General features: G+C 72.5%; 24 protein-coding genes. 17 read left to right on the forward strand and 7 right to left on the reverse strand.

Going from position 1 to position 22,926, the window contains the following annotated elements; genetic code table 11:
* Positions 1-47: 47 nt before the first annotated feature.
* From OG410_RS32450 to OG410_RS32490, 9 genes are read left to right on the forward strand one after another with little or no spacing between them, the layout of a single operon-like run.
* Complete coding sequence (locus OG410_RS32450) at positions 48-671, forward strand: isochorismatase family protein (RefSeq protein WP_329302356.1); 624 nt, start codon at positions 48-50, stop codon at positions 669-671.
* Positions 668-2,590, forward strand: a complete 1,923-nt coding sequence (locus OG410_RS32455) for an anthranilate synthase family protein (protein ID WP_329302357.1) — start codon at positions 668-670, stop codon at positions 2,588-2,590. Before OG410_RS32450 ends, OG410_RS32455 begins: the two co-directional genes overlap by 4 nt.
* Positions 2,587-2,934 (forward strand): hypothetical protein, encoded by a 348-nt coding sequence (locus OG410_RS32460; protein WP_329302358.1) that lies wholly within the window; start codon positions 2,587-2,589, stop codon positions 2,932-2,934. The genes OG410_RS32455 and OG410_RS32460 overlap by 4 nt, the downstream gene beginning before the upstream one ends.
* 40 nt (positions 2,935-2,974) lie before the next feature.
* Positions 2,975-3,808: a PhzF family phenazine biosynthesis protein gene (locus OG410_RS32465; RefSeq protein WP_443063822.1), complete on the forward strand. Its 834-nt coding sequence runs from the start codon at positions 2,975-2,977 to the stop codon at positions 3,806-3,808.
* A 48-nt stretch (positions 3,809-3,856) separates the two neighbouring features.
* Positions 3,857-4,495 (forward strand): phenazine biosynthesis FMN-dependent oxidase PhzG, encoded by a 639-nt coding sequence (gene phzG / locus OG410_RS32470; RefSeq protein WP_329302360.1) that lies wholly within the window; start codon positions 3,857-3,859, stop codon positions 4,493-4,495.
* A gap of 18 nt (positions 4,496-4,513) precedes the next feature.
* Complete coding sequence (locus OG410_RS32475) at positions 4,514-5,422, forward strand: flavin reductase (RefSeq protein WP_329302361.1); 909 nt, start codon at positions 4,514-4,516, stop codon at positions 5,420-5,422.
* A 25-nt stretch (positions 5,423-5,447) separates the two neighbouring features.
* On the forward strand, positions 5,448-6,557 hold the full coding sequence (locus OG410_RS32480; protein WP_329302362.1) for a phenazine antibiotic biosynthesis protein: 1,110 nt from the start codon (positions 5,448-5,450) through the stop codon (positions 6,555-6,557).
* Positions 6,557-7,936, forward strand: coding sequence for an aldehyde dehydrogenase family protein (locus tag OG410_RS32485; RefSeq protein ID WP_329302363.1), 1,380 nt, complete (start codon positions 6,557-6,559; stop codon positions 7,934-7,936). Before OG410_RS32480 ends, OG410_RS32485 begins: the two co-directional genes overlap by 1 nt.
* A 51-nt stretch (positions 7,937-7,987) precedes the next feature.
* Positions 7,988-8,812, forward strand: a complete 825-nt coding sequence (locus OG410_RS32490) for a class I SAM-dependent methyltransferase (protein WP_329302364.1) — start codon at positions 7,988-7,990, stop codon at positions 8,810-8,812.
* Positions 8,813-8,875: 63 nt separating this feature from the next.
* Here OG410_RS32490 and OG410_RS32495 read toward each other — a convergent pair whose 3' ends face one another.
* Together OG410_RS32495 and OG410_RS32500 are read right to left on the reverse strand one after the other, a co-directional pair.
* Entirely contained in the window at positions 8,876-9,499 is a 624-nt protein-coding gene (locus OG410_RS32495) for a pyridoxamine 5'-phosphate oxidase family protein (RefSeq protein WP_329302365.1), read from the reverse strand.
* 216 nt (positions 9,500-9,715) lie between these two features.
* The gene (locus OG410_RS32500; protein WP_329302366.1) at positions 9,716-10,678 is read right to left on the reverse strand and encodes a zinc-dependent alcohol dehydrogenase family protein; all 963 of its coding nucleotides are present in this window, start codon (positions 10,676-10,678) and stop codon (positions 9,716-9,718) included.
* A gap of 166 nt (positions 10,679-10,844) precedes the next feature.
* Between OG410_RS32500 and OG410_RS32505 the strand changes: the two genes are divergently transcribed.
* Genes OG410_RS32505 through OG410_RS32515 form a run of 4 tightly spaced genes read left to right on the forward strand, consistent with a single transcriptional unit; the run spans position 10,845 to position 13,031 of the window.
* Positions 10,845-11,489, forward strand: coding sequence for a TetR/AcrR family transcriptional regulator (locus tag OG410_RS32505; RefSeq protein ID WP_329302367.1), 645 nt, complete (start codon positions 10,845-10,847; stop codon positions 11,487-11,489).
* Between the two features lie 47 nt (positions 11,490-11,536).
* A complete protein-coding gene (locus OG410_RS42670; RefSeq protein WP_443063922.1) occupies positions 11,537-11,761 on the forward strand; it encodes a hypothetical protein in 225 nt (74 codons plus the stop codon).
* Positions 11,762-11,817: 56 nt separating this feature from the next.
* Positions 11,818-12,732 (forward strand): HipA family kinase, encoded by a 915-nt coding sequence (locus tag OG410_RS32510; RefSeq protein WP_329302368.1) that lies wholly within the window; start codon positions 11,818-11,820, stop codon positions 12,730-12,732.
* Positions 12,729-13,031 carry a SelT/SelW/SelH family protein gene (locus OG410_RS32515; protein WP_326784733.1) on the forward strand — a complete coding sequence of 101 codons (303 nt, stop codon included), beginning with the start codon at positions 12,729-12,731 and terminating at the stop codon, positions 13,029-13,031. The genes OG410_RS32510 and OG410_RS32515 overlap by 4 nt, the downstream gene beginning before the upstream one ends.
* A 6-nt stretch (positions 13,032-13,037) precedes the next feature.
* Here OG410_RS32515 and aceB read toward each other — a convergent pair whose 3' ends face one another.
* Together aceB and OG410_RS32525 are read right to left on the reverse strand one after the other, a co-directional pair.
* Positions 13,038-14,672: a malate synthase A gene (gene aceB, locus OG410_RS32520; RefSeq protein WP_329302369.1), complete on the reverse strand. Its 1,635-nt coding sequence runs from the start codon at positions 14,670-14,672 to the stop codon at positions 13,038-13,040.
* Positions 14,673-14,955: 283 nt separating this feature from the next.
* Entirely contained in the window at positions 14,956-15,555 is a 600-nt protein-coding gene (locus OG410_RS32525; protein ID WP_329302370.1) for a nucleotidyltransferase family protein, read from the reverse strand.
* 209 nt (positions 15,556-15,764) lie between these two features.
* Here OG410_RS32525 and OG410_RS32530 point away from each other — a divergent pair, with 209 nt between their 5' ends.
* On the forward strand, positions 15,765-16,088 hold the full coding sequence (locus OG410_RS32530; protein ID WP_329302371.1) for a DUF5955 family protein: 324 nt from the start codon (positions 15,765-15,767) through the stop codon (positions 16,086-16,088).
* 81 nt (positions 16,089-16,169) lie between these two features.
* On the opposite strand, the gene OG410_RS32535 is transcribed toward OG410_RS32530, so the two are convergent.
* On the reverse strand, positions 16,170-16,802 hold the full coding sequence (locus OG410_RS32535) for a response regulator transcription factor (protein WP_329302372.1): 633 nt from the start codon (positions 16,800-16,802) through the stop codon (positions 16,170-16,172).
* Positions 16,799-18,166, reverse strand: coding sequence for a sensor histidine kinase (locus OG410_RS32540; protein ID WP_329302373.1), 1,368 nt, complete (start codon positions 18,164-18,166; stop codon positions 16,799-16,801). Before OG410_RS32540 ends, OG410_RS32535 begins: the two co-directional genes overlap by 4 nt.
* A gap of 223 nt (positions 18,167-18,389) precedes the next feature.
* On the opposite strand from OG410_RS32540, the gene OG410_RS32545 reads away from it, so the two are divergent.
* Positions 18,390-19,427: an ABC transporter permease gene (locus OG410_RS32545; RefSeq protein ID WP_329302374.1), complete on the forward strand. Its 1,038-nt coding sequence runs from the start codon at positions 18,390-18,392 to the stop codon at positions 19,425-19,427.
* Positions 19,428-19,446: 19 nt separating this feature from the next.
* The gene (locus tag OG410_RS32550; protein ID WP_329302375.1) at positions 19,447-20,133 is read left to right on the forward strand and encodes an ABC transporter ATP-binding protein; all 687 of its coding nucleotides are present in this window, start codon (positions 19,447-19,449) and stop codon (positions 20,131-20,133) included.
* A 240-nt stretch (positions 20,134-20,373) separates the two neighbouring features.
* Here the strand turns inward: OG410_RS32550 and OG410_RS32555 are convergent, their stop codons facing one another.
* Complete coding sequence (locus OG410_RS32555) at positions 20,374-21,177, reverse strand: IclR family transcriptional regulator (protein ID WP_329302376.1); 804 nt, start codon at positions 21,175-21,177, stop codon at positions 20,374-20,376.
* Positions 21,178-21,550: 373 nt separating this feature from the next.
* On the opposite strand from OG410_RS32555, the gene allB reads away from it, so the two are divergent.
* Positions 21,551-22,891, forward strand: coding sequence for an allantoinase AllB (allB, locus tag OG410_RS32560; RefSeq protein ID WP_329302377.1), 1,341 nt, complete (start codon positions 21,551-21,553; stop codon positions 22,889-22,891).
* Positions 22,892-22,926 lie beyond the last annotated feature (35 nt).

Here is a 22,926-nt window from a genome sequence, read left to right on the forward strand (position 1 = left end):
CGCGGCGCGCCCGCTTGCACCCCTCCCGCACCGAAAGGAGCCGTTCCATGGTGGGCATCCCCGCCATCGCCCCGTACGACCTGCCCACGCAGGACAGCCTCCCGGCGAACCTGGCCGACTGGACGCCGGCCGCGGACCGTGCGGCTCTGGTGGTCCACGACATGCAGCGCTTCTTCCTGCGCCCTCTGTCCGACCCGCTGCGTGCCGGGCTCGTCCACCACGCGGCCCAACTGCGCAAGCGAGCCGCGTCGCTGGGTGTACCCGTCGCCTACTCCGCGCAGCCCGGTGGCATGACCTCCGAGGAGCGCGGGCTGCTGGCCGACTTCTGGGGGCCGGGCATGCGCACTTCCCCCGAGGACCGCGAGGTCGTCGACGAGCTGGCCCCGGCGGACGGCGACTGGCTGCTGACCAAGCGCCGCTACAGTGCCTTCTACCGCTCCGACCTGCTACAGCGGCTGCGCGACGCCGGCCGCGACCAGATCGTGCTGTGCGGGGTCTACGCCCACATCGGCGTACTGGCCACCGCGATCGACGCGTTCAGCCACGACATCCAGGTGTTCCTCGCCGCCGACGCCGTCGCGGACTTCTCCGCCCGGCAGCACCGGTGGACGCTGGAGTACGTCGCCCAGCGGTGCGGGGTGGTCGTCCTGAGCGACCAGGTGTTCGCATGAACACCCCGGGGCGCGGCGGGACGGACCTCCTCGACCGGCTGCTCGCCGAAGAGCGGCCGCCCGCCTTCGCCTTGCTGCACCGGCCCGAGAGCGGTGACCCGGACACCGTCGAGGTCCTGCTGGGCGAAGTATCCCACCCCGACTCGCTGGCACGGCTGCCGCTGCCGTCCGGCGCCCCCGGCGCCCCGCGGCATGACGCCCTGGTCCTGGTGCCCTACAGGCAGCTCGCCGAGCGTGGCTTCGCGGCGCCCGACGACGGGGCGCCCCTGATCGCCCTGACCGTGAACGAGCAGGCCTCGCTGCCGCTGGAGGACGTCCTGGAGCGGCTCTCCCCGGTGCCGGTGCACCTCACCGGAAGCCGCTTCGACCTCTCCGACGAGGAGTACGCCGAGATCGTGCGGCGCGTGGTCGCCGACGAGATAGGCACCGGCGAGGGCGCGAACTTCGTCCTTCGGCGCACCCTGCTCGCCGACCTGAGCGACTACTCCCCGGACCGCGCGCTGGCGGTCTTCCGGCGGCTGACCGAACGGGAGGCCGGCGCCTACTGGACGTTCGTCATCCATGTCGACGGCCGGGTGTTCGTCGGCGCCACCCCCGAACGGCACATCTCCGTGTGCGACGGCCGCGCCGTGATGAATCCGATCAGCGGGACCTACCGCTACCCGCCCGGCGGACCGACCCTCGACGGCCTCACCGCCTTCCTGCAGGACCGCAAGGAGACCGACGAGCTCTACATGGTGCTCGACGAGGAACTCAAGATGATGTCCCGGGTGTGCGCCGACGGCGGCCGGGTCACCGGGCCCGCCCTCAAGGAGATGGCACGCCTGGCCCACACCGAGTACTTCATCGAGGGACACACCCGCCGTGACGTACGGGAGATCCTCCGCGAGACGCTGTTCGCGCCGACCGTCACCGGCAGCCCGGTGGAGAGCGCGGCCCGGGTCATCGCGCGCTACGAGCCGCAGGGCCGCGGCTACTACAGCGGGGTCGCCGCCCTGATCGGACGCGAAGCCTCGGGCGAGCGGTCGTTGGACTCCGCCATCCTCATCCGCACCGCCGACATCACCCCGGACGGCCGGATGCGACTGGCGGTCGGAGCGACCGTGGTGCGGCATTCGTCGCCGGAGGCGGAGGCCGCGGAGACCCGCGCCAAGGCCGCCGGGCTGCTCCACGCACTGGAGGCGGAAGAACCGGGCCCTCAGGCGTCTCCCGCCGTGCCCGGCACGACCCGGTTCGCCGACCACCCGGCGATCCGCGCGGCACTGGGGGGACGCAACACCGGCATCGCCGACTTCTGGCTGGCCTCCACCGAGCCGGGCTCCCTGACGGTGCCGTCCCTGGTCGGCACAAAGATCCTGGTGGTGGACGCCGAGGACGACTTCACCGCGATGATCGTGCAGCAGCTCGAAGCCCTCGGCCCCACCGCGCAGGTCGCGCGGTACGACGAGCTCCACGACCCGGCCGGCTTCGACCTGGTCGTGATGGGCCCGGGGCCCGGAGACCCGCGCGCCCTCACCGACCCGAAGATCACGGCCCTGGACGCGGCGACGGCGCGGCTGCTGCGCGACCGCATGCCGTTCCTCTCGGTCTGTCTCAGCCACCAGGTCCTCTGCCTCCGGCTGGGTCTGGAGCTGGTGGCCCGGGACGAGCCCAACCAGGGCGTGCAGCGGTCCATCGACCTGTTCGGGAGACCGGAGCGCGTCGGCTTCTACAACACCTTCTCGGCCGTCAGCCACGCCGCCCACCACGACGTGCCGGGCGTGGGGCGGGTGGCGGTCAGCCGCGACCCCGCCACCGGGGAGGTGGACGCGCTGCGCGGCGGCCGCTTCGCGTCCTTCCAGTTCCACGTGGAGTCGGTGCTCACCATGGACGGGCCCCGGCTGCTCGCCGACGCGCTGCGGGGGGTTCTGGCCCGGTGAGACTGGAGATCGCCTGGTGGGACCTGGACGGTTCACCGCAGACCGTCGACTCGCTGCGGGCGCACCTGCGGGACGGGGTCGCCGACGACTGGGCCGACGTCCCCGGACTGCGCGCCAAGTTCTGGATCGCCGACCGGGACGGCAACCGCTGGGGCGCCGTCATGGTGTGGGAGGACGACCGCCCCGCCACCGGCGAGCTGCCGCCCAACCGGGCCGCCGAGCTCATCGGCCGGCCCGTCGGCCACCGCATGGGCTTCGACGTCGAGGCCGTGGCCGAGGGGCTGCACGCCCTGCCCGTCCTGCACGGCCTCGGCGCTGCGCTCTCGTCCCCCGCGCCCCACTGACCACCCGCCCGTACCCGACGCACCGTCAGGAGACGTGCCGATGCACGAGTACCTGCTCGTGGACGCCTTTTCCCGGGAGCCGCTGTACGGCAACCCGGTCGCCGTGTTCCTCGACGCCGAGGATCTGCGCGCCGATCAGATGCAGCGCATCGCCCGGGAGATGAACCTCTCCGAGACCACCTTCGTGCTGCCTCCCCGGCAGGGCGGTGACGCCCGCATAAGGATCTTCACGCCGGTCAACGAACTCCCCTTCGCGGGGCACCCGTTGCTCGGTACCGCAGTCGCGCTCGGGGAGACCCGCAAGCGGGACCGGCTGCGACTGGAGACCGCCATGGGCGTCATCCCCGTGGAACTCGGCGACGACGACGGCGCGGTGACCGTCCGGATGCGTCAGCCGCACCCCGTCTGGGAGCCCTACGAGCACGCCGGGGAACTCCTGGCGGCGCTGGGTGTGCCCGCCTCCACCGCACCCGTCGAGGTCTACCGCAACGGCCCCCGGCACGTCTTCGTCGGCCTGGAGAGCGTTCCCGCGCTGTCCGCGCTGCGGCCGGACCACCGGGCCCTCTCCCGTTTTTCCGACATGGCCGCCAACTGCTTCGCGGGGGAGGGGACGAAGTGGCGGGCCCGGATGTTCAGCCCTGCCTACGGGGTGGTCGAGGACGCGGCGACCGGCTCGGCCGCCGGACCCCTCGCCATCCACCTGGCCCGGCACGGCCTGGCCCGATACGGGCAGTCGCTGGAGATCCTGCAGGGCGTCGAGATGGGCCGTCCCTCCCTGATGCTGGCCACGGCCCGGGGCGACGGCGAGAACGTCGAATCCGTCCACGTCGGGGGCCACGGCGTCACGGCCGGGAGGGGAACCCTCTTTGTCTAGGGCAATCAGTCCGATCCGAACGAAGCGGCCCGGCGAGGAAGGCGTGCGATGAACACGAGCAGGTTCGAGAGCATCACCGGTACAACCGATCTCCGGTTCCCCGAGTACGACGACCCGCCGCCCGAACCCATGGGACTGGTACGCGACTGGCTGGACCGCGCGGTGGAGCTGGAGGTGCGTGAGCCGCGGGCGCTGGCGCTGGCGACCGCCGACCGACGCGGGCGTCCGTCCACCCGCATCGTCGCGTTCCTCACGGCCGACGACGACGGCCTGCTGTTCACCACTCACAGCACCAGCCGCAAGAGCCAGGAGATCGTCGAGACCGGCTGGGCGTCCGGACTGCTCTACTGGCGCGAAACCGGCCAGCAGATCAGCCTGAACGGGCCGGTGACGGCCGTCCCCGAGGACCGGGCGGACGCACTCTGGGCCGCCCGCCCCGTCCCGCTGCACGCCATGTCGGCGGCATCCCGGCAGAGCGAGCCGCTCGCCGACCCGGGTGCCCTGCTGGCCCGCGCGGAGGAACTGGGCGCCACGGGGTCCGCCCTGCCGCGCCCCGAGCGGTTCGTCGGCTACGTCCTGCGCCCGGACGAGGTGGAGTTCTGGTGCGCGCGCTCGGACCGGCTCCACCACCGGCTCGGCTACCAGCGGGACGGGGACGCCTGGCGCCTCACCCGGCTCCAGCCGTAGCGAAGAGAGGCGGCTTTCATGGACACGGTCAGCTTCACCTCGGCGATGGCGCGAGTACCGACTCCGGTGACCGTCGTGGCGACGTACGGCCCGGACGGCGTTCCGTACGGGTTCACCGCCAGCTCGTTCTGCTCCGCGTCACTGGACCCGCCCCTGGTCCTGGTCTGCCTGGACAAGGGCGCGAGCACCCACCCGGCGTTCACGGCAGCCGAGAGGTTTCTCGTCAGCGTGCTGGGACGCGGGCAGCACCAGGTGGCCCGCCGTTTCGCGACGTCCGGCATCGACCGGTTCGCGGCCGGAGACCTGCGCCCTCTGGAGCTGGGTCTGCCGGGACTGCCGGGGGCCTCCGCGCGGATCGCCTGCACCCTGCACTCCGTACTGGACGCCGGAGACCACACGGCCCTGCTCGGCCGCGTCGAGCGGACCTTCGTCGGCGACCGGACCCCCCTGGTCCACGTCGACCGCCGCTTCCACCATCCCGCCCAGGACCGGCCGGCCTCGGCCCGGCGGACCGCCGACCCCGACTCCAGGAGTCAACCGCCCATGCAGGAACGCGCGTTCCCCCTGATCTTCGCCGACCGGGTCGGTGCGACCGCCGAGTTCTACGAGCTGCTCGGCTTCACCCGGCAGAGCCAGAACCCCCCGGAGGGCGAGCCTGCCTACATCGGCCTGCGGCGGGGCACCACGGAACTGGCCGTGGTCTCGGCGGACTGGCCCGCCGCCCAGTGCGGCGTCCCGTCCGCTCCGGGACCGTGCTTCGAGATGTTCGTCCTGGTCGACGATCTGGACACCACCCTCAAGCAGCTCGCCGACATCCGGGTGCCCCTGCTGCGCGCCCCCGCCGACATGCCGTGGGGCGAACGCATCGCCCATGTCGCCGACCCGGACGGCAACCCCGTCGCCGTCGCCTGCGCCATCCACTCCTGACCACAGACCTTCCCCGGGACGTACCATGACGCTGGATATCGCCGAGCTCATCGACTTGCTCGAACCACCGCCGGACACCCGGCCCGATCCGGACTCCTTCGTACGCGCCGCCATGGACTGGCACTTCAGCCCGGCCACCGGCTCACCGTTCTGGCTGAACCGGGCCCGAACCCTGGAGTTCGACCCCCGCACCGACGTCCGTACCCTCGCGGACCTCGCCCTCTTCCCGAACGTCTCGGGCGAACTGCGGTACGCACCGGTCGCGGACCTCATACCGCGCGGCTACGGCGAACACCCGGACGTGGTCGGCGTCTTCGAGAGCGGTGGCACCACCGGTGTGCCCAAGCGGGTCGTCCTGCTGCGGGACTGGCTGGAGCGGATGCTCGCCTGGAGCAACGCCGCCCTGGACGCGTACGGTTTCCCGCGCGGCACCGACTGGCTCGGGCTGGTCCCCTCCGGCCCGCACATCGTCGGCGAGTACTTCCGCCGCAGCGCGGCCGCCTTCGGACGCCACGGCTTCGCCATCGACCTGGACCCGCGCTGGGTGAAGCGGTGTATCGCAGAGGGGCGCGGGGCGGAGGCCTCCGCGTACGCGGAGCATGTGATCGACCAGGCCGCCGACGTCCTGCGCAACCAGGAGATCGGCGTCCTCACCATCACCCCGCCGCTGCTGGAACGGCTGGCCCGGCGCGAGGACCTCGTCGACATCGTCAACGAGAAGGTGCGGGCGATCCGCTGGGGCGGTACCCAGCTCGACCCGGACTCCCGCCACCTCTACCGCACCGAGGTCTTCCCCGGCACAGTGCTCGCCGGCAACTACGGAAGCACCATGATCGTCGGCTTCGCCGGTGAGCGCCCGGGGCTGTCCGACGACGACCCGTGCGTCTTCGACACACTCGGCCCACACGTCACGTTCGGCGTCGTCGACCCCGAGACCCGCGAGCCCGTCGCCCTCGGCGAGCGCGGGAGGGTGGTGGCGCACCACCTCAGCCGCTCCTTCCTGCTGCCCAACAACCTCGAACGCGACCTGGCCACCCGGGTGGCGCCGCCCGAGGGCGGGTTCGGGGACTCCGTCGCGGACATCGCCCCCGTCGCGACCTTCGAGAGCGAGCAGGTCATCGAGGGGGTCTACTGATGGCCGCCACCCCCGACACCGTGCTGGCGGCGCTCGGCCCGCGAGGTCCCTACCGCGCCCGCAACCGCCTCACCGTCACCGACGTACGGGGCGAAGCGGCCGCCGAACTCAGCATGGTTCCCAGCCTGTTCGTGAACCGTTCCCTCGCCGCCCTCCGGTCGGCCGCCCCGCTGGGCCCGGACGAGCGGGCCGCCGCGCTGCGCCGGGCCGCGGACCTGTTCTCCACCGGCACGGTCGCCGGTCGCACCGTCGCGGAGTACGAACACGACGTCAGCCGGGTCGGCGGCATCCCCATCCAGGTCGTCCGCGTCGCCACCCGTTCCCTCGCCACCCGGCTGGCGGCCGCGTGGGAGAGCGCCTGGCAGGCCAGGCCCCAGGGCGCCGTCGACGACTGGCGGGACCCCAGGACCCGAGCCGGCCGTGCGATATGGACTCGGCGCGGCGAGGTGTTCGCCGTGAACGCGGCCGGTAATCACCCCGGCACCCACAGCCTGTGGCCCGAGGCGCTGGCACTCGGGTACCGCGTCGCGGTGCGGCCCTCCCGGCGCGAGCCCTTCACCCCCCACCGGCTGATCAGCGCCCTGCGCGCCGTCGGTTTCGGCGACGACCACGTGGCCCTGCTCCCCACCGGACACGAGCAGGCCGACGACCTGCTGCGGGGAGCGGACCTCGGCATGGTCTACGGCGGCGACGACGTGGTGCGCCGGTACGGGGCCGACCCGACGGTGTTGACCCAGGGCCCCGGCCGGTCCAAGATCCTGCTCACCGGGGACGTCGACTGGCGCGACCACCTCGACATCATCGTCGACTCGGTCGCCCATCACGGCGGCACCGGTTGCGTCAACGCCACCGCGGTGTACGTCGAGGGCGACCCGGCACCGCTGTGCGAGGCCCTCGCCGAACGCCTCGGTGCCCTGCCGGCCGTCGCGCCGGACGACGACAAGGCGGTGCTCCCCGTGCAGCCCGCCGCCGCGGCCCGGGCCCTGGCGGCGCATCTCGCACGGCGGGCCGAGGGCGCCCGGGCATGGCGCGGCGCCGACGACGTCGTCGCCGAACTCGGCGACGGAAGTGCCGCGTTGCGCCCGGCCGTGCACCAGGTCGACCGGCCCGACGCGCCGCAGACCGGGGTCGAGCTGCCGTTTCCCTGCGTCTGGGTCGCTCCCTGGACCCCGGAGGCGGGCATCGCGGTGCTGCGCGGCAGCCTCGTCCTCACCGTCCTGACCCACCAGGAGGAGCTGATCGACCGGCTCCTCGACGAGCCGACCATCAGCAATGTGTACGTGGGCGACGAGCCCACCTACCGGATCGCGCCGGGCCTGCCCCACGACGGGTTCCTCGGTGAGTTCCTGATGCGCAGCAAAGCGGTCGTCCGGCACTGATCCGCACCGGCACCGCACTCACGTCTCACCTCGGAAGGGACCACCTCACCCATGCACGCTGTTTCGTACACCGCCCAGTGGATGGCCGCCGCCCGCGCCCTGGAGTCAGAGCGCGAGGACGCCCTGTATGTCGACCCGCTGGCCCGCGAGCTCGCCGAGCCCAAGGGCTTCGAGCTGATCGACCGCTACGCGGGCGGCGGACTGCTGCCGTTCATCACCATCCGTACCCGCTACCTCGACGACGCGATCGGCGACCTGCTCGCCGACGGCACCATCCACCAGGTGGTGCTGATCGCCGCCGGCATGGACACCCGCGCCTTCCGCCTCGACTGGCCCGACGACGTCGACCTCTACGAGGTGGACCACGGGCCCCTCATCCAGGAGAAGCGGCGCCGTCTGGACGCCCTGGGCGCCAAGCCCACGGTGCGCCGCCACGAGGTGTCCGCCGACCTCACCCGGGAATGGCTGCCCACGCTCGAGGAGGCGGGCTTCGACCCGTCCCGTCCCACCCTGTGGGTCGCGGAGGCGCTGACCTTCTTCCTGACCGAGGAGCAGGCCGCGGGCCTGCTGCAACTACTCGCCTCGGCCTCCGCGCCCGGCAGCCACCTGGCCTTCGACATCCTGGGCCGGGGCCTGCTGCGCAGCCCGTTCTCCCGGCCCTTCCTGGACAAGCTGGCCGCCGACGGCACCCCGTGGATCTTCGGCACCGACGAGCCGGAGCCCTTCCTGGAGGCCAACGGCTGGGACGTCGCCGATCTGAAGGAGCCGGGACAGGCGGGCGCCGGCGAGGGCCGCTGGCCCTACGACGTGCAGCCCCGCGGGCGACGGCACGCGAACCGGCTCTGGCTGATCCGGGCCAAGATCGCCACGGGCTGACCTCCGGCACACACCGGGGCCGGGGCCGGAGGCCGGCCCCGACCCCGGGCCGGGTGTGCGGCCTCACCGGTCGCGAAGCTTCGCCCGTAACGCCTCGTTCTCCACCGTGAGGGCCTCGATCCGCTGCTGGACCGGCAGCAGCACCTCCTCGAGTTCGGCTTCCGAGAAGCGGGGGGTGATGTGTTTGGAGCAGTTCCAGGCGAGTCCCTCGACGCGGATCACCATCAGCTGCTCCGGCCTGCCGTCCGTACGGACGTCGGCGAGCCGCTCGCCCAACTCCGGTGCCCGTGAGGTGTCGAGGGCCTCCGCACGCGCCATCACCTTCAGCCGGATACGGTGCGCGTAGTCCATGAAGAACAGGGACACCCGGTCGTCGCCCCGGAGGTTGCCGGTGGTGATGTACTGCCGGTTGCCGCGTACCTCCAGGTATGCCAGAGTCCCGGCATCCAGTACGTGCACGAAGCCGGGCGGTCCGCCCCGGTACTGCACGTAGGGCCAGCCGTCGGCGCTCGTGCTGGCCAGGTAGAAGCCGTCTCTCGCCGTAATGAACGCCGCCTCGGCGGGGCCGATCCGGTCGGGTTCCTCCGGGTCCCCGCCGAGCATGCGCTCCATCGCATCGGCACTGCCCCGCTCCCGCTGCACGGTACGGACGTCGTCGGTGAAGGCGAGATGGGCGTATCGGTTCATGATTCCCCATTTCCGATAATGGAGCCTGTGTCATGATCAAGGCTGACGATAGTCCCGGTTCCATTGCAGGCAAAGGCAGTTGGGCGCGTCTTGGCTCGTACAGGACTTTCGTGGCCGGTGATCGTCCAGAGGCCGTCGTCGACGGATCGTCGGAGGCTGCGGCGAGAGCGGGCGACAAGGCTCTTGCCCGGCGCGGCGAACGCCGTCTCTGCCCGCTCAGGGCACCAGCACGACCCTCCCGAACACCTCTCCCGCGTCCATCTTGCGGTGGGCCGACGCCGCCTGGTCCAGCGCCAGCACCTCGTGCACCACCGTGCGCAGGTCCCCGAGCGCGGCATCGGCGAACTGGGACGACCGTACGGCCTGCCGGTCGGAGCCGGGCACGGTGTCGGAGCTGAAGGTGGCGAACGACAGCGATCTGCGGAAGGCGTCCATCAGCCGCATGCCGAAGTCCGCCGGCGGCTGCCCACCGACCACGCCGACGGCCACGTACCGTCCGTTGGAGTTCAACATGTCCAGGAAAAGAGGAAGTTGGGGACCCCCCACGACATCGATCACCACGTCGAAGCCCGCCGGTGCGTCCTGGCCGCCCTCACCGGAGCGGTTCAGGACGTGCGTGGCGCCCAGCTCCTTCAGGCGGGCGCCACGCTCGGCCGATGAGGTGGTGACCGCCACCGAGCCCGCGCCGTTCCTGGCCGCGAGCTGGACCGCCGTGATCCCGATGCTGCCCGCCGCACCGCGCACGAGCACCGTCTCCCCGGGTGCGAAACGGGCCCGCTCCAGGGCGAAGTGGGCGACCACGCCGGAGCCACCGAGAGCGACCGCGTCGGTGCCGCTCAGGCCGCGGGGCAGCGGCAGCACATCATCGACCGAGGTGACGGCCTGCTCGGCATACCCACCGGACAGGCCGGTGAACGCCCATACCCGCTGCCCGATCCACGAGGCGTCCACGCCCTCTCCCACCGCGGTGACGCTTCCCGCGACCTCGCTGCCGAGAAGATGGCCCGCCCGGAAGCCGTAGGCGGCGAGCGTTCCCCGGCGGATCACGGCGTCCACACCGCCCACTCCGATCGCCTCCGTGGCGATCCGCACCTGCCCCGGAGCGGGAACCGGCACGGGCATGTCGATGACCTCCAGGCCCTCAGGGTCTCCGAACGCCCTGATGACGACGGCTTTCATTGCTGCTCCTCGGGTAGGCCGGTGGACGGACGGACACGACTGCTGCGACCGTGGGTATCGAATCGGCCCCACCACCGGGACCACCGGCGGATCTCCGGGGCGGGGCGGCGGCACCGCCGTCGGACCGTAACGGACGCCCCTGTCCGTCTGGCTGAAGTGAGAGACGATGACCGGCCACTTGCCTCGGACCGTGCGCTCCGACACCCGCGACAACCGGGCCCGCATCCTGGACGCCGCCCGCTCGGTGTTCGGCGAGGAGGGCCTGAGCGCGCCCATGCGCGACGTCGCCCGGCACGCGGACCTCGCCCCCGCCACGCTGTACCGGCACTTCCCGACCAAGCGGGAACTGATCGCGCAGACCTTCACCGAGCAGCGCCGGGCCTGTCACGCCGCCGTCCGCTACGCCCTCGCGGACGCGGACCCGTGGCACGGATTCCAGAGCCTGATCGAGCGGATCTGCGAACTCCACGCACACAGCCGCGGATTCGCCGACGCTTTCATGACGGCCTTCCCCGAGTCCATGGACTTCGCCGCCGACCGCGAGCGGACCGTGCGCGCGATCGCCGAACTGGCCCGCCGCGCCCAGGAGACAGGCGAGCTCCGCCGCGGCTTCATCGTGGACGACCTGATCCTCATGCTCACGGCCCACCAGGGCCTCCAGCACACGCCCCTCCCGGCCCGGCTCACAGCCTCCCGCCGCTTCGCCGCCTACGTGATCGAGGCGTTCCGCGCCGCACCGGAGACGGGAGCGCGCACCTCCCTGCCGCCGGCATCACGCCTGCGGCACGCGGACTCGCCCACCACGCAGTGAACTCGGCAACCCTGCCGCTCACGGACCTGTTCGCCCGGAAGGCCGCGGTGGTCGGCACGATCCGGGTGCGCCGCGTCCTTGAATCGCTTCCCGGCATCGGTGCCATCCGCGTCGGCCGACTGCTCGCCGACCTCGGGACCTCCGAGGGCCGCCGCGTCCAGGGCGCCGTACATACTGACCGGTCAGTACGGCCGGGGCGGGGGTCAGGTGGGCGGTGTGTCGGGGCGGGCGTAGGGTCGGAGGTCCCGTCGACAGGTGATTCCCGCTGCTGAACACCTGCGAAGTCGGCCATGTACGGCAAGGTTGAAGAGATTGGTGGCCTGAGAAAGTGTTGAAAGAGGTCACCGCGACCCGCTACGTCGCACCCCTGAGCTCAGGCGGCTCCGTGCCCGGAGTCATGGAGGCCGACGACTTCGGGACCTACGTCGTCAAGTTCACGGGGGCCGCCCAGGGCCACAAGGCGCTGGTCGCCGAGATCGTCGTCGGTGAGCTGGCCCGGGCTCTCGGGCTGCGCTTCCCCGAACTGGTCCTCGTCCACTTCGACCCGGTCTCCGGCGCGCACGAACCCCATCAGGAGGTCCAGGACCTGCTCCGGGCCAGTGCCGGGCTCAACCTCGGCATGGACTACCTGCCGGGCGCGAAGGACTTCACCCCCGAGGTCGCGCGGACGTTCCCGGTCGACCCGCTGGAGGCGGGCAAGGTGATCTGGCTGGACGCCCTCACGGTCAACGTGGACCGCACGGTGCACAGTTCGAACCTGATGATCTGGCCCACCTTCGGCATCGCCCCGCCCCGCCTCTGGCTGATCGACCACGGCGCCGCCCTCGTCTTCCACCACCGCTGGGACGCCTCCGCGCCGGAGAAGTCGTACGACTTCAGGAGCCACGCGCTCGGCGGCCACGGCCCCGACACCCGTGCGGCCGACGCCGAACTCGCCCCCCTGGTCACCGAGGAGCTGCTGCGCACGATCCTGGCGCAGGTGCCCGACGCCTGGCTCATGGACGAGCCGGGCTTCGCGAGCCCCGACGCGGTCCGCGAGGCGTACGTCGGCTACCTCCTCGCCCGTGTCCGCGCCTCCGCGGCCTGGCTCCCCACGGACTTCCCGAGCCGGGAACAGCTCGCGGCCGAGGACGCCGACCGCGCGGAGCGGACCCAGCGGGGCCGCCCGGACTGGCTCAAACGCGTCCCGGACCTGCACGGCAAACCGTCGGCGGAACAGGATTGGTCGGTGCATCTGGGATGACGGACGTCCAGCGGGTCCAGATCGAGTACTGCACCCAGTGCCGCTGGCTGCCCCGCGCGGCCTGGCTGGCCCAGGAACTGCTCACCACCTTCGAGGCGGAGCTGGACGAGCTGTCCCTGAAGCCCGGCACCGGCGGTGTCTTCGTCGTCCGGGTCAACGACGAGGTGATCTGGGACCGCCGCGAGCAGGGCTTTCCCGAGCCGACCGCGGTCAAGCGCCTGGTGCGCGACCGAGTGGCCCCGGAAAGATCCCTGGGCCACTCGGACCGTACGGCCGACGGAGCGGGTGCGGCGGACTGAGCCGGGTCAGCCGGTGAGCTGCTCGTAGGCGGGCAGGGTGAGGAAGTCCGCGTAGTCCTCGTCCAGCGCGACCTTCAGGAGCAGGTCGTGCGCCTGCTGCCAGCGGCCGGCCGCGAAGGCCTCCTCGCCGATCCCGGCGCGGATGTCCGCGAGTTCCCGCGCGGCGATCTCACGGGCCAGCTCCGGGGTGGCCGCCACGGTCCTGCCGTCGTGCTCGAAGACGACACCCGCGTTGATCCACTGCCAGATCTGCGAGCGCGAGATCTCGGCGGTGGCGGCGTCCTCCATGAGATTGAAGATGGCGACCGCGCCCAGGCCGCGCAGCCAGGCCTCGATGTAACGGATGCCGACCTGAACGGCGTTGACCAGACCGTCGTACGTCGGCCGGGCGTCGAGCGAGTCGACGGCGATGAGGTCGCCGGCCGCGACCGACACGTCCTCGCGCAGCCGGTCCTTCTGGTTCGGCCGGTCGCCGAGGACGGCGTCGAAGGAGGCCATCGCGATCGGGACGAGGTCGGGGTGCGCCACCCACGAGCCGTCGAAGCCGTCGCCCGCCTCACGGTCCTTGTCGGCCTTGACCTTCTCGAAGGCGACCTTGTTGACCTCCTCGTCGCGCCGCGAGGGGATGAACGCGGCCATGCCGCCGATCGCGTGCGCGCCGCGCTTGTGGCAGGTGCGGACGAGGAGTTCGGTGTACGCGCGCATGAACGGGGCCGTCATCGTCACCGCGTTGCGGTCCGGCAGGACGAACTTGGTCCCGCCGTCACGGAAGTTCTTGACGATGGAGAACAGGTAGTCCCAGCGGCCCGCGTTCAACCCGGAGGCGTGGTCGCGGAGTTCGTAGAGGATCTCGTCCATCTCGTAGGCGGCCGTGATCGTCTCGATCAGGACGGTCGCGCGGACCGTGCCCTGCGGGACGCCGACGTAGTCCTGCGCGAAGACGAACACGTCGTTCCACAGGCGGGCTTCGAGGTGGGACTCGGTCTTGGGCAGATAGAAGTACGGGCCCTTGCCGAGGTCGAGCAGCCGCTGGGCGTTGTGGAAGAAGTAGAGGCCGAAGTCGACCAGCGCACCGGGCACGGGCGTGCCGTCGGCGGCGACGAGGTGACGCTCGTTCAGATGCCAGCCGCGCGGTCGCATCACGACGGTCGCGAGCTCGGCGTCCGGCCTGAGGGCGTACGACTTTCCGGACGCCGGGTCGGTGAAGTCGATGCGGCGGGCGTACGCGTCGGTCAGGTTCAGCTGACCGGTGACCACGTTCTCCCAGGTGGGCGCGGAGGCGTCCTCGAAGTCCGCGAGCCAGACCCGGGCGCCCGAGTTGAGGGCGTTGATGGTCATCTTGCGGTCGGTGGGGCCGGTGATCTCGACCCGGCGGTCGTTCAGCGCGGCCGGAGCGGGGGCCACCCTCCAGGAGTCGTCCGCGCGGATCGCGGCGGTCTCCGGGAGGAAGTCGAGCGTGGAGGTGCGGGCGATCTCGGCACGCCGCTCCGCGCGGCGGGCGAGGAGCTCGTCACGCCGGGGCGTGAACAGCCGGTGCAGCTCGGCCACGAAGGCCAGGGCCGCTTCGGTGAGGACCTCCTCCTGCCGGGGCAGGGGCTCGGCGTCGACGATGGCCAGCGGGGACGGCGCTGGTGCGGACATGAGCTGTCACTCCTTCAGCGAGCTGCGTGCGGGCGAGCTGTTGACGACGATCCGCGTACGGGGCCTGCGGGCGAGCCGCATGCCGGTCGAACGAGCGAACCATGGACGGCGTCATCGTGCCTGGCACCCGGTGCCGCGGCGTGTGCGGACGGCTCCGGGCGCCCTCGGTACGACGAGACGCTTCTGAGCAGTGGATACTAATTTCCTCATGGTGGAAGTTCAATGGTTTGTTGATGTCGAGACTCTCCAGGTCGACGGAAGGTGGCGCTCGGTGCCACCCCGTTCACTCGAGGTGGACCAGGTCGGCCTCCGTGTCGATGTCGTACGCCCGCGCCACATCCCCGCACTCGACGAGGACGACCGCCTCGTCGTGCGCCTTCAGATAGGCGCGCGCCCCCCGGTCGCCGGTGGCGGCCGCCGCGATCCCGGCCCAGTGACCGGCCCCGAAGAGCACCGGATGGCCGCGTTCACCGTCGTACGCCGCCGCGGCGAGCGTCAGCGGGCCGGTGTACGCGGCCAGCACCCGGGCCACCGCCTCCCGGCCGATCCCCGGCTGGTCGACCAGCGACACCAGGACGGCCCGCGCACCCGAGTCCGTCAGCGAGCCGAGCCCGGCCCGCAGCGAGGAACCCATGCCCTCCTCCCAGCGAGGGTTGTCCACGAGGACGCACCCGGGCAGCGAGGCCTGATCCCGTACGGCATCGGCCCGCGCGCCGAGGACGACATGGACGCGGGCGCAGCCGCCGGCGCGCAGCTCGCCGACCGCGTGTTCGACGAGGGGCCGCCCCCGGTGGGGCAGCAGTGCCTTGGGGCGGCCCCCGAGACGCCGTCCACCGCCGGCCGCCAGCACCAGCCCCACCACCTCGCCCTTGTTCTCCGTCATGTCCCCTGCATACCCGACCGGGCCGGAGCGTGCCCCGGAACCCGGGCCGTCACCGCGGTGTCCCCGGGCTGAATTTCGGTCCGCGCTGTGGCGCCGGCGTACCGGGTGGCGTTTACTGGCCCGCGTCCCCCGGCGCCCGACCACCGCCATGGGGAACTGGAGCCGACATGAGCGGGACCGACGTATAACGGCGCGCGAGGGGGAGAGCTGTGCTGCGGAGCTTGGGGCAGAGACCGGTGACGGGCAGCGACGAGGATCCGAGGGTGACGGAGTTGCGTACCGCCGTCGCCCGGCTGCGCCGTGAACTCGCCGTGCATCCGGTGGAGTTCCCCGACCGGGGCATCGCCGAGGACGAGCTCGCGTCCCTCGCCGCGATGGCTGCCGGAGGCGTCCCGGAGATTCCCCGGCTGCGCCGCTCGCTCCTCCTGGTCGCGGGCGCGATCGGCTCGGTGAGCGCTCTGGCGACCCGCCTCGCGGACGTCCGCAGCGCGGTCGAACTCTTCGGGGAACCCCCGCACCGAACCTGGCGCTGACCACGGGCGGGACCGTGCCCGCGGAGCGGCAGCCCTCCCGTCCGGTCCGGCCGGGACCTCCCGGGGCGTGTCGGACAGGCCCTAGCGTCCCCTGCGGATGACACCCCGCTCGGTGGCCGCCGCCACGGCCGAGGTGCGGGAGTCCACACCCAACTTGGCGTAGATGTGCACCAGATGGGATTTCACGGTCGCCTGGCTCAGGAACAGCTCCTTGCTGATCCGCTGGTTCGAGAGGCCGTCCCTGACCAGTTCGAGGACCTCCAGTTCGCGTCGGCTGAGGGCGGCGGCCGGAGTACGCATGCGGTCCATGAGCCGGTCGGCGACCTTCGGGGCGAGCGCCGAGTGACCCGACGCGGCGGTGCGCACGGCGGCGGAGAGCTCCTCGGGCGGAGCGTCCTTGAGGAGGTAGCCGGAGGCGCCCGCCTCGACCGCGGCGAGGATGTCCGCGTCGGTGTCGTACGTGGTCAGGACGAGGACCCGGGGTGCGCCGGGGCGTGCCGTGATGACCGCCGTGGCCTCCGCCCCGTGCATCCCGGCGCCGAACTGGAGGTCCATGAGGACGACGTCCACACCACCGGCCCCCGCCCGCTCCACCGCGGCCTCCGCCGTCGGCGCCTCCGCGACGATCTCGAAGTCCGGTTCCGCGGACAGCACCGCGCGCAGTCCGGCACGGACGACGGGGTGGTCGTCCGCGAGCAACAGGCGGACCGTCATACCCGGCTCCCCGCGGCGCGGGCGGGCTTTCCCGCGGCGCGGGCGGGCTCGGGCCCGACGGCGCCGGCGGAGGCCGTCCCGGGCGGCTCCCCGGTGACGGGCAACGGCAGCGTGACCGCCACCGCCGTGCCCTGCCCGGGAGCCGACTCGACGGTGAACGTCCCGCCCAGCGACCGCGCGCGTGAACGCATCGCGGGAAGACCGAAGCCCCCGTCCGAGGAGCCCCCGCCCTCACGGTCCCGGTCGCGACCGGAGTGGTCTCGTACGGCGTGGTCTCGACCAGCATCGTCTCGACCGGCGTGGTTCCGGTCCGTGTGGTCCGCGTCCGGCCGTACGCCGCCGGGGGTGAAGCCGGCCCCGTCGTCCACCACGTCCAGCGCGACCGAGGTGTCCATGAAGCTCAGCGTGATCTCCACGCGATCCGCGTGCGCGTGGCGCAGCGCGTTGCCGAGCGCCGACTGCGCGATCCGCAGCAGGGCCACCTCGTACGGAGTCGGAAGCCCGGCCGGCGGACCGCTCACCGAGAAGCGGACCTTCGGCGTGTCCACGGCGGCCGACCGGCACAGCCGCTCCAGCGCGGCGGCGAGCGAACCGTGTTCCAGACCCGGAGGGGTGAGCGCGCGGACGAAGCGACGGGCTTCGGCGAGGTTGTCCTGCGCGGTCGCCCGGGCCTGCTCCAGATGCGGTGCGGCGGGGGAGTCCGCGGGCAGCAGTCGCTGGGCGGCCCGCAGCAGGAGCTGGATGCTGGACAGGCCCTGGGCGAGCGTGTCGTGGATCTCGCGGGCGAGCCGCTCCCGTTCGGCGAGCGTGCCCGCGGCGCGTTCGGCCTCGGCCAGTTCTGCACGGGCGGCGATGAGTTCCTCGATCAGCTCGCGGCGGCGCTCGCTCTCCCGGTACAGCGCCTCGTACCCGAGGACCGTGGCGACCGCGACCCCCGCCCCGAGCAGCGGCCCGATGAACGCGCCGGGCGTCAGGGGCGCGCCGTGCGCGACGAAGCTCGCGACGGCCGCCCCCGCCGTCAGGGCCACCGCGGGCAGGCTCCAGCGCACCGGCAGCAGGTGCAGTTGCAGGAAGTAGAGAGGGAACGCCACCCACAGCCCGTCCGGTGAGAGTGTGACGAGTGCCAGCCAGCTCACGCTGAGGGCGGCCACCCACAGCGCGGCCGTACGCCGTGAGCGGTGCACCGCCCCGGAGACCGCGCCCGCCGCGAGCACCACCCCCGTCACGAGGACCGACACGACGACCGCCGCCGGGTGCCCGGTGTCCCCGCAGCGGACGGCGGCCAGCAGGAGAAGGCCCGCGAGCAGGGCGTACAGGCACAGCCGCAGGACGGCGACGACGGGGGAGCGGAGGGGGACATTCATGGTCGTTCCAGGGTAGGCGGGCCGGTGCCGGACCCGGTCAACCGAAAGGTTGAAAGCGGGCTGCTCCCTTCGCCGGCGCGGTCCTCCTCCCGGGTCCGCGGGCCGCCGTCCCTTCGGTTCCGCGCGGTGCGTCTCCCGGCGATCCGCGCGCCCCACCTTCGGACCCGGGGAAGCGTGCCGCGGGGCGATGCCCCGGACGGGGTCCGGGCGGCAGGGTCGAGGCATGTTCGTCGCATGGAGAGACCTACGGTTCGCCAAGGGGCGGTTCGCCCTGATGGGAGCCGTCGTCGTACTGATCACCCTGCTCGTGGGGCTGCTGTCCGGGCTGACCGCCGGGCTCGCCGAGGAGAACACCTCCGCGGTCACCGCGCTGCCCGCCGACCACCTGGCCTTCGCCGCGCCGGCCGCGGGGCAGCCGGTGTCCTTCACCGGGGCGCGAGTGCCGTCCCGTGCCTGGGAGACCTGGTCCGGCACACCCGGCGTCACCTCGGCCGAGCCGATCGCCATCCGCACCCTGAACGCGGCCGCCGGGGATCGTACGGCCGCGGTGTCCGCGTTCGCCGTGCGGCCGGGGTCGGGCATCGCCCCGCCGGGGGTCGCCCCGGGCCGTGCCGTGCTGTCCGAGAAGGCCGCCGCCGCGCTCGGCGTGACGCCCGGGGACCGGGTGGGGCTCGGCGGCGCCGAGCTGACCGTCGCGGGCGTGGCCGGCCGTGCCTCGTACAGCCACACTCCGGTCGTGTGGACCGACCTCTCCGGTCCGGCGACCGTGATCGCCCTGCGTACCGACGGAGCCGATCTGCGGGCGGCCGACCGTGCCGCCGGCACGAAGACCTTCACCAAGGGCGACGCCCTCACCGCCATCGGCTCCTACCGGGCCGAGAACGGCTCGCTCCAGCTCATGCGCGGATTCCTCTTCGTGATCTCGGCACTCGTCACCGGGGCGTTCTTCACGGTCTGGACGATCCAGCGGGCGCCCGACATCGCGGTCCTGAAGGCGCTGGGCGCCTCCACGCCGTATCTGCTGCGCGACGCGCTGGGCCAGGCGGTGTTCCTGCTCGCCGCAGGGACGCTGCTCGGCACCGGGCTCGCGGCCGGAGCCGGCGCGCTCGTGCGGGGCGGCGGTGTGCCGTTCGCACCGGCCGGACCGGCCGTGCTCGGACCCGCCGCCGTGACGATCGCTCTCGGGGTGCTCGGCGCGGGTCTGTCCGTCCGGCGGATCACCGCCGTCGACCCGCTGACCGCGCTGGCGAGCGCCCGATGAGAACTCCGGAGACTGCCCGATGAGCCTGACCCTCGACGACATCACCCTCACCTACCCCGACGGCGACGGCCGTGTGACCGCTCTGGACGGCGTCGGCCTCCTGGTGCCCGCCGGAACGACGACGGCCGTCGTGGGGCCCTCCGGATCCGGCAAGTCCAGCCTCCTCGCGGTCGCCGCGACCCTGGTCGCCCCGGACCGCGGACGTGTCCTCGTCGGCGGTACGGAGACAGGGACGCTGACCTCCGCCGAGCGGGCCGTCCTGCGGCGGCGCGAGATCGGCATCGTGTTCCAGCAGCCGAACCTGCTGCCCTCGCTGACCGCGCTGGAACAGCTCCAGGTGATGGGCCACCTGGACGGGCGCCGCCGAGTGCCGCGGCGCGCGAGGGAGTTGCTCGCCGAGGTCGGGCTCGGCGACCTGGCCCACCGGCGCCCCCACCAGTTGTCAGGCGGTCAGCGGCAGCGGGTGAACATCGCCCGAGCGCTGGTCAACGAGCCGTCGGTGCTCCTGGTCGACGAGCCGACCAGCGCGCTCGACCACGAACGCGGTACGGCGGTGATCGACCTGTTGCTGCGGCTCACGCGTGAGCGCGCCACGGCGACCGTCCTCGTGACACACGACCGCGCCCGCCTCGGCGAGGCGGACGCGGTACGGGAGATGACGGACGGGCGCCTGGAGATGCCCGTCCCGGTGTCCGGGGCGGACTGAGCGGGGCGGGGTGCGGTGCGCGGTGTCGGAGGCGTACACCGCGACGGGCGGGGAGCGGTGCGCGGGGCCGGGGGTGGTCTGAGCCGGGCGGGGAGCGGTGCGCGGGGCCGGGGGTGGACCGAGCCGGGCGGGGAGCGGTGCGTGTTGTCCGGGGTGGACCGAGCCGGGCCTGGAACGGTGTGCGGCCTCCCGCCCCCGTCCTCGCGGACACGGCCGGGGCCCGGTCAGCCCGAGCCCGGGTCAGCCGGCGCCCGGTCCCGAGCTGGCCAGAGCCTCCGACAGTTCGGCCGCGACCTGCTGGAGCACCGGCACGATCTTCTCGGTGGCGGCCTCGGTGACCCGGCCGGCCGGGCCGGAGATCGAGATCGCGGCGGCGGTCGGGGAGTCGGGCACGGAGACGGCCAGGCAGCGGACGCCGATCTCCTGCTCGTTGTCGTCGACCGCGTAGCCGGTCCGGCGCACCTCGTCGAGCGCGGCGAGGAAGCCGTCCGGCGTGATGATCGTCTTCTCCGTCGCGGCGGGCATTCCCGTACGGGCGAGCAGCGCCCGCACCTCGTCGTCCGGAGTGTGGGCCAGCAGCGCCTTGCCGACGCCCGTGGAGTGCGGCAGCACCCGGCGGCCCACCTCGGTGAACATGCGCATCGAGTGCTTGGACGGCACCTGGGCGACGTACACGATCTCGTCCCCGTCGAGCAGCGCCATGTTCGCGGTCTCGCCGGTCTCCTCCACCAGGCGCGCCAGATAGGGGCGGGCCCAGGTGCCGAGCAGCCGGGAGGCGGACTCGCCGAGGCGGATCAGCCGGGGACCGAGCGCGTACCGGCGGTTGGTCTGCTGTCGTACGTATCCGCAGGCCACGAGGGTGCGCATCAGCCGGTGAATGGTGGGCAGCGGCAGCCCGCTGCTCGCGGAGAGCTCGCTCAGGCCGACCTCGCCCCCGGCGTCCGCCATGCGCTCCAGCAGATCGAAGGCGCGCTCGAGGGACTGGACGCCGCCACTGGGAGCGGACGATCTGGCGTCGGTGGTGCTGGCGCTGGACGGCGGCACGGCGGCGGTCCTTTCGGGGCGCGGTATCGAGCGGGGTGACCCGAAGAGTCTCGAAGGGGGCGGCGGCGGGCGGGCAGAGACGCAGCCTACCCGGCAGCGCATCCCCTGCCGGGTAAGGTGAGACTACATTCTGTCTGTCGGAAATATGACTCCGCAATGCGGAAGATTGTGCGGTCGGGTGTATCGGATGCATTGGGTGTATCGGATGTATTGGGGGGGGCGGGTGCGCGGTCGGCTCGGGGGAGGCTGGAGAGGTGGGCCCTTGACGGAGCGGGGGCCGGAGTGAAGACTTCTTCAACAGAAAGTTGAATTCCGTTACGCGGAAGCAACCCGGCGGTAACGGGAGTCAACGGCGGCGGAGAAAGGGGTCCGGGTGTCCGATGCCGAACTGGTGCTGCGCTCGAGGCGCGTCATCACCCCCGAGGGGACGCGCGCCGCTTCGGTCGCGGTCGCCGGGGGAAAGATCACGGCCGTGCTGCCGTACGACGCCGAGGTGCCGCCCGGCGCCCGGTCGGAGGACGTCGGCGACGACGTCGTGATGCCCGGACTCGTCGACACCCACGTCCATGTGAACGACCCCGGCCGCACCGAGTGGGAGGGTTTCTGGACCGCGACGCGCGCCGCGGCCGCCGGCGGCATCACCACCCTGATCGACATGCCGCTCAACTCCCTCCCGCCGACCACCACGGTTGGCCACCTACGCACGAAGCAAGAGGTCGCCCGCTCCAAGGCGCACATCGACGTCGGCTTCTGGGGCGGCGCGCTGCCCGGCAACGTCGAGGACCTGCGGCCGCTGCACGATGCCGGTGTCTTCGGGTTCAAGGCGTTCCTGTCGCCGTCCGGGGTCGAGGAGTTCCCCGAACTGGACCAGGACCAACTCACCCGGTCCCTCGCCGAGATCGCCGGCTTCGGCGGCCTGCTGATCGTGCACGCCGAGGACCCGCTCCACCTGGCCGCCGCCCCGCAGAAGGGCGGCCGCAGCTACGCCGACTTCCTCGCCTCGCGCCCCCGGGACGCCGAGGACAGCGCGGTCAAGAGCCTCATCGCGCAGGCCGCGCGCCTCGACGCGCGGGTGCATGTGCTGCACCTGTCGTCGAGCGACGCGCTCCCGCTGATCGCCGCCGCCAAGGCGGACGGCGTCCGGATCACCGTGGAGACCTGCCCGCACTACCTCACCCTGACCGCAGAGGAAGTCCCGGACGGCGCCAGCGAGTTCAAGTGCTGCCCGCCCATCCGCGAGGCCGCGAACCAGGACCTGCTGTGGCAGGCGCTCGCCGACGGAACCATCGACTGCGTGGTCACCGACCACTCGCCGTCGACCGCCGATCTCAAGACGGACGACTTCGCGACCGCGTGGGGCGGCATCTCCGGCCTCCAGTTGAGCCTGTCCGCCGTGTGGACCGAGGCCCGCAGACGGGGCCACGACCTGGAGGACGTGGTCCGCTGGATGTCCTCCCGCACGGCACGACTGGTCGGCCTGGGCGACCGCAAGGGCGCCATCGCGACCGGTCACGACGCCGACTTCGCGGTGTTCGCCCCCGACGAGACCTTCACCGTCGACCCCGCCGCGCTCCAGCACCGCAACCGGGTGACGGCCTACGCGGGCAGGACCCTCAGCGGTGTCGTGAAGTCGACGTGGCTGCGCGGCGAACGCGTCGTCGTCGAGGGCAGGTTCACCGAGCCCGCCGGACAACTCCTCGTCCGCCACCCGTAATCGCAACGCCCGACCCCCGAAAGGCAGATCGATCA

It is taken from the genome of Streptomyces sp. NBC_00659 (assembly GCF_036226925.1).
In the GTDB taxonomy this organism is placed as follows: Bacteria; Actinomycetota; Actinomycetes; order Streptomycetales; family Streptomycetaceae; genus Streptomyces.

What these genes read in the sequence shown, in the direction of transcription:
- OG410_RS32540 (WP_329302373.1), bottom strand. Translation starts at nt 18,166, where the DNA reads ATGAATGTCCCCCTCCGCTCCCCCGTCGTCGCCGTCCTGCGGCTGTGC.
- OG410_RS32495 (WP_329302365.1), bottom strand. Translation starts at nt 9,499, where the DNA reads ATGAACCGATACGCCCATCTCGCCTTCACCGACGACGTCCGTACCGTG.
- OG410_RS32450 (WP_329302356.1), top strand. Translation starts at nt 48, where the DNA reads ATGGTGGGCATCCCCGCCATCGCCCCGTACGACCTGCCCACGCAGGAC.
- OG410_RS32550 (WP_329302375.1), top strand. Translation starts at nt 19,447, where the DNA reads ATGAGCCTGACCCTCGACGACATCACCCTCACCTACCCCGACGGCGAC.
- OG410_RS32535 (WP_329302372.1), bottom strand. Translation starts at nt 16,802, where the DNA reads ATGACGGTCCGCCTGTTGCTCGCGGACGACCACCCCGTCGTCCGTGCC.
- OG410_RS32505 (WP_329302367.1), top strand. Translation starts at nt 10,845, where the DNA reads ATGACCGGCCACTTGCCTCGGACCGTGCGCTCCGACACCCGCGACAAC.
- OG410_RS32480 (WP_329302362.1), top strand. Translation starts at nt 5,448, where the DNA reads ATGACGCTGGATATCGCCGAGCTCATCGACTTGCTCGAACCACCGCCG.
- OG410_RS32490 (WP_329302364.1), top strand. Translation starts at nt 7,988, where the DNA reads ATGCACGCTGTTTCGTACACCGCCCAGTGGATGGCCGCCGCCCGCGCC.
- OG410_RS32545 (WP_329302374.1), top strand. Translation starts at nt 18,390, where the DNA reads ATGTTCGTCGCATGGAGAGACCTACGGTTCGCCAAGGGGCGGTTCGCC.
- OG410_RS32475 (WP_329302361.1), top strand. Translation starts at nt 4,514, where the DNA reads ATGGACACGGTCAGCTTCACCTCGGCGATGGCGCGAGTACCGACTCCG.
- OG410_RS32455 (WP_329302357.1), top strand. Translation starts at nt 668, where the DNA reads ATGAACACCCCGGGGCGCGGCGGGACGGACCTCCTCGACCGGCTGCTC.
- OG410_RS32485 (WP_329302363.1), top strand. Translation starts at nt 6,557, where the DNA reads ATGGCCGCCACCCCCGACACCGTGCTGGCGGCGCTCGGCCCGCGAGGT.
- aceB (WP_329302369.1), bottom strand. Translation starts at nt 14,672, where the DNA reads ATGTCCGCACCAGCGCCGTCCCCGCTGGCCATCGTCGACGCCGAGCCC.
- OG410_RS32465 (WP_443063822.1), top strand. Translation starts at nt 2,975, where the DNA reads ATGCACGAGTACCTGCTCGTGGACGCCTTTTCCCGGGAGCCGCTGTAC.
- phzG (WP_329302360.1), top strand. Translation starts at nt 3,857, where the DNA reads ATGAACACGAGCAGGTTCGAGAGCATCACCGGTACAACCGATCTCCGG.
- OG410_RS32515 (WP_326784733.1), top strand. Translation starts at nt 12,729, where the DNA reads ATGACGGACGTCCAGCGGGTCCAGATCGAGTACTGCACCCAGTGCCGC.
- OG410_RS32525 (WP_329302370.1), bottom strand. Translation starts at nt 15,555, where the DNA reads ATGACGGAGAACAAGGGCGAGGTGGTGGGGCTGGTGCTGGCGGCCGGC.
- OG410_RS32500 (WP_329302366.1), bottom strand. Translation starts at nt 10,678, where the DNA reads ATGAAAGCCGTCGTCATCAGGGCGTTCGGAGACCCTGAGGGCCTGGAG.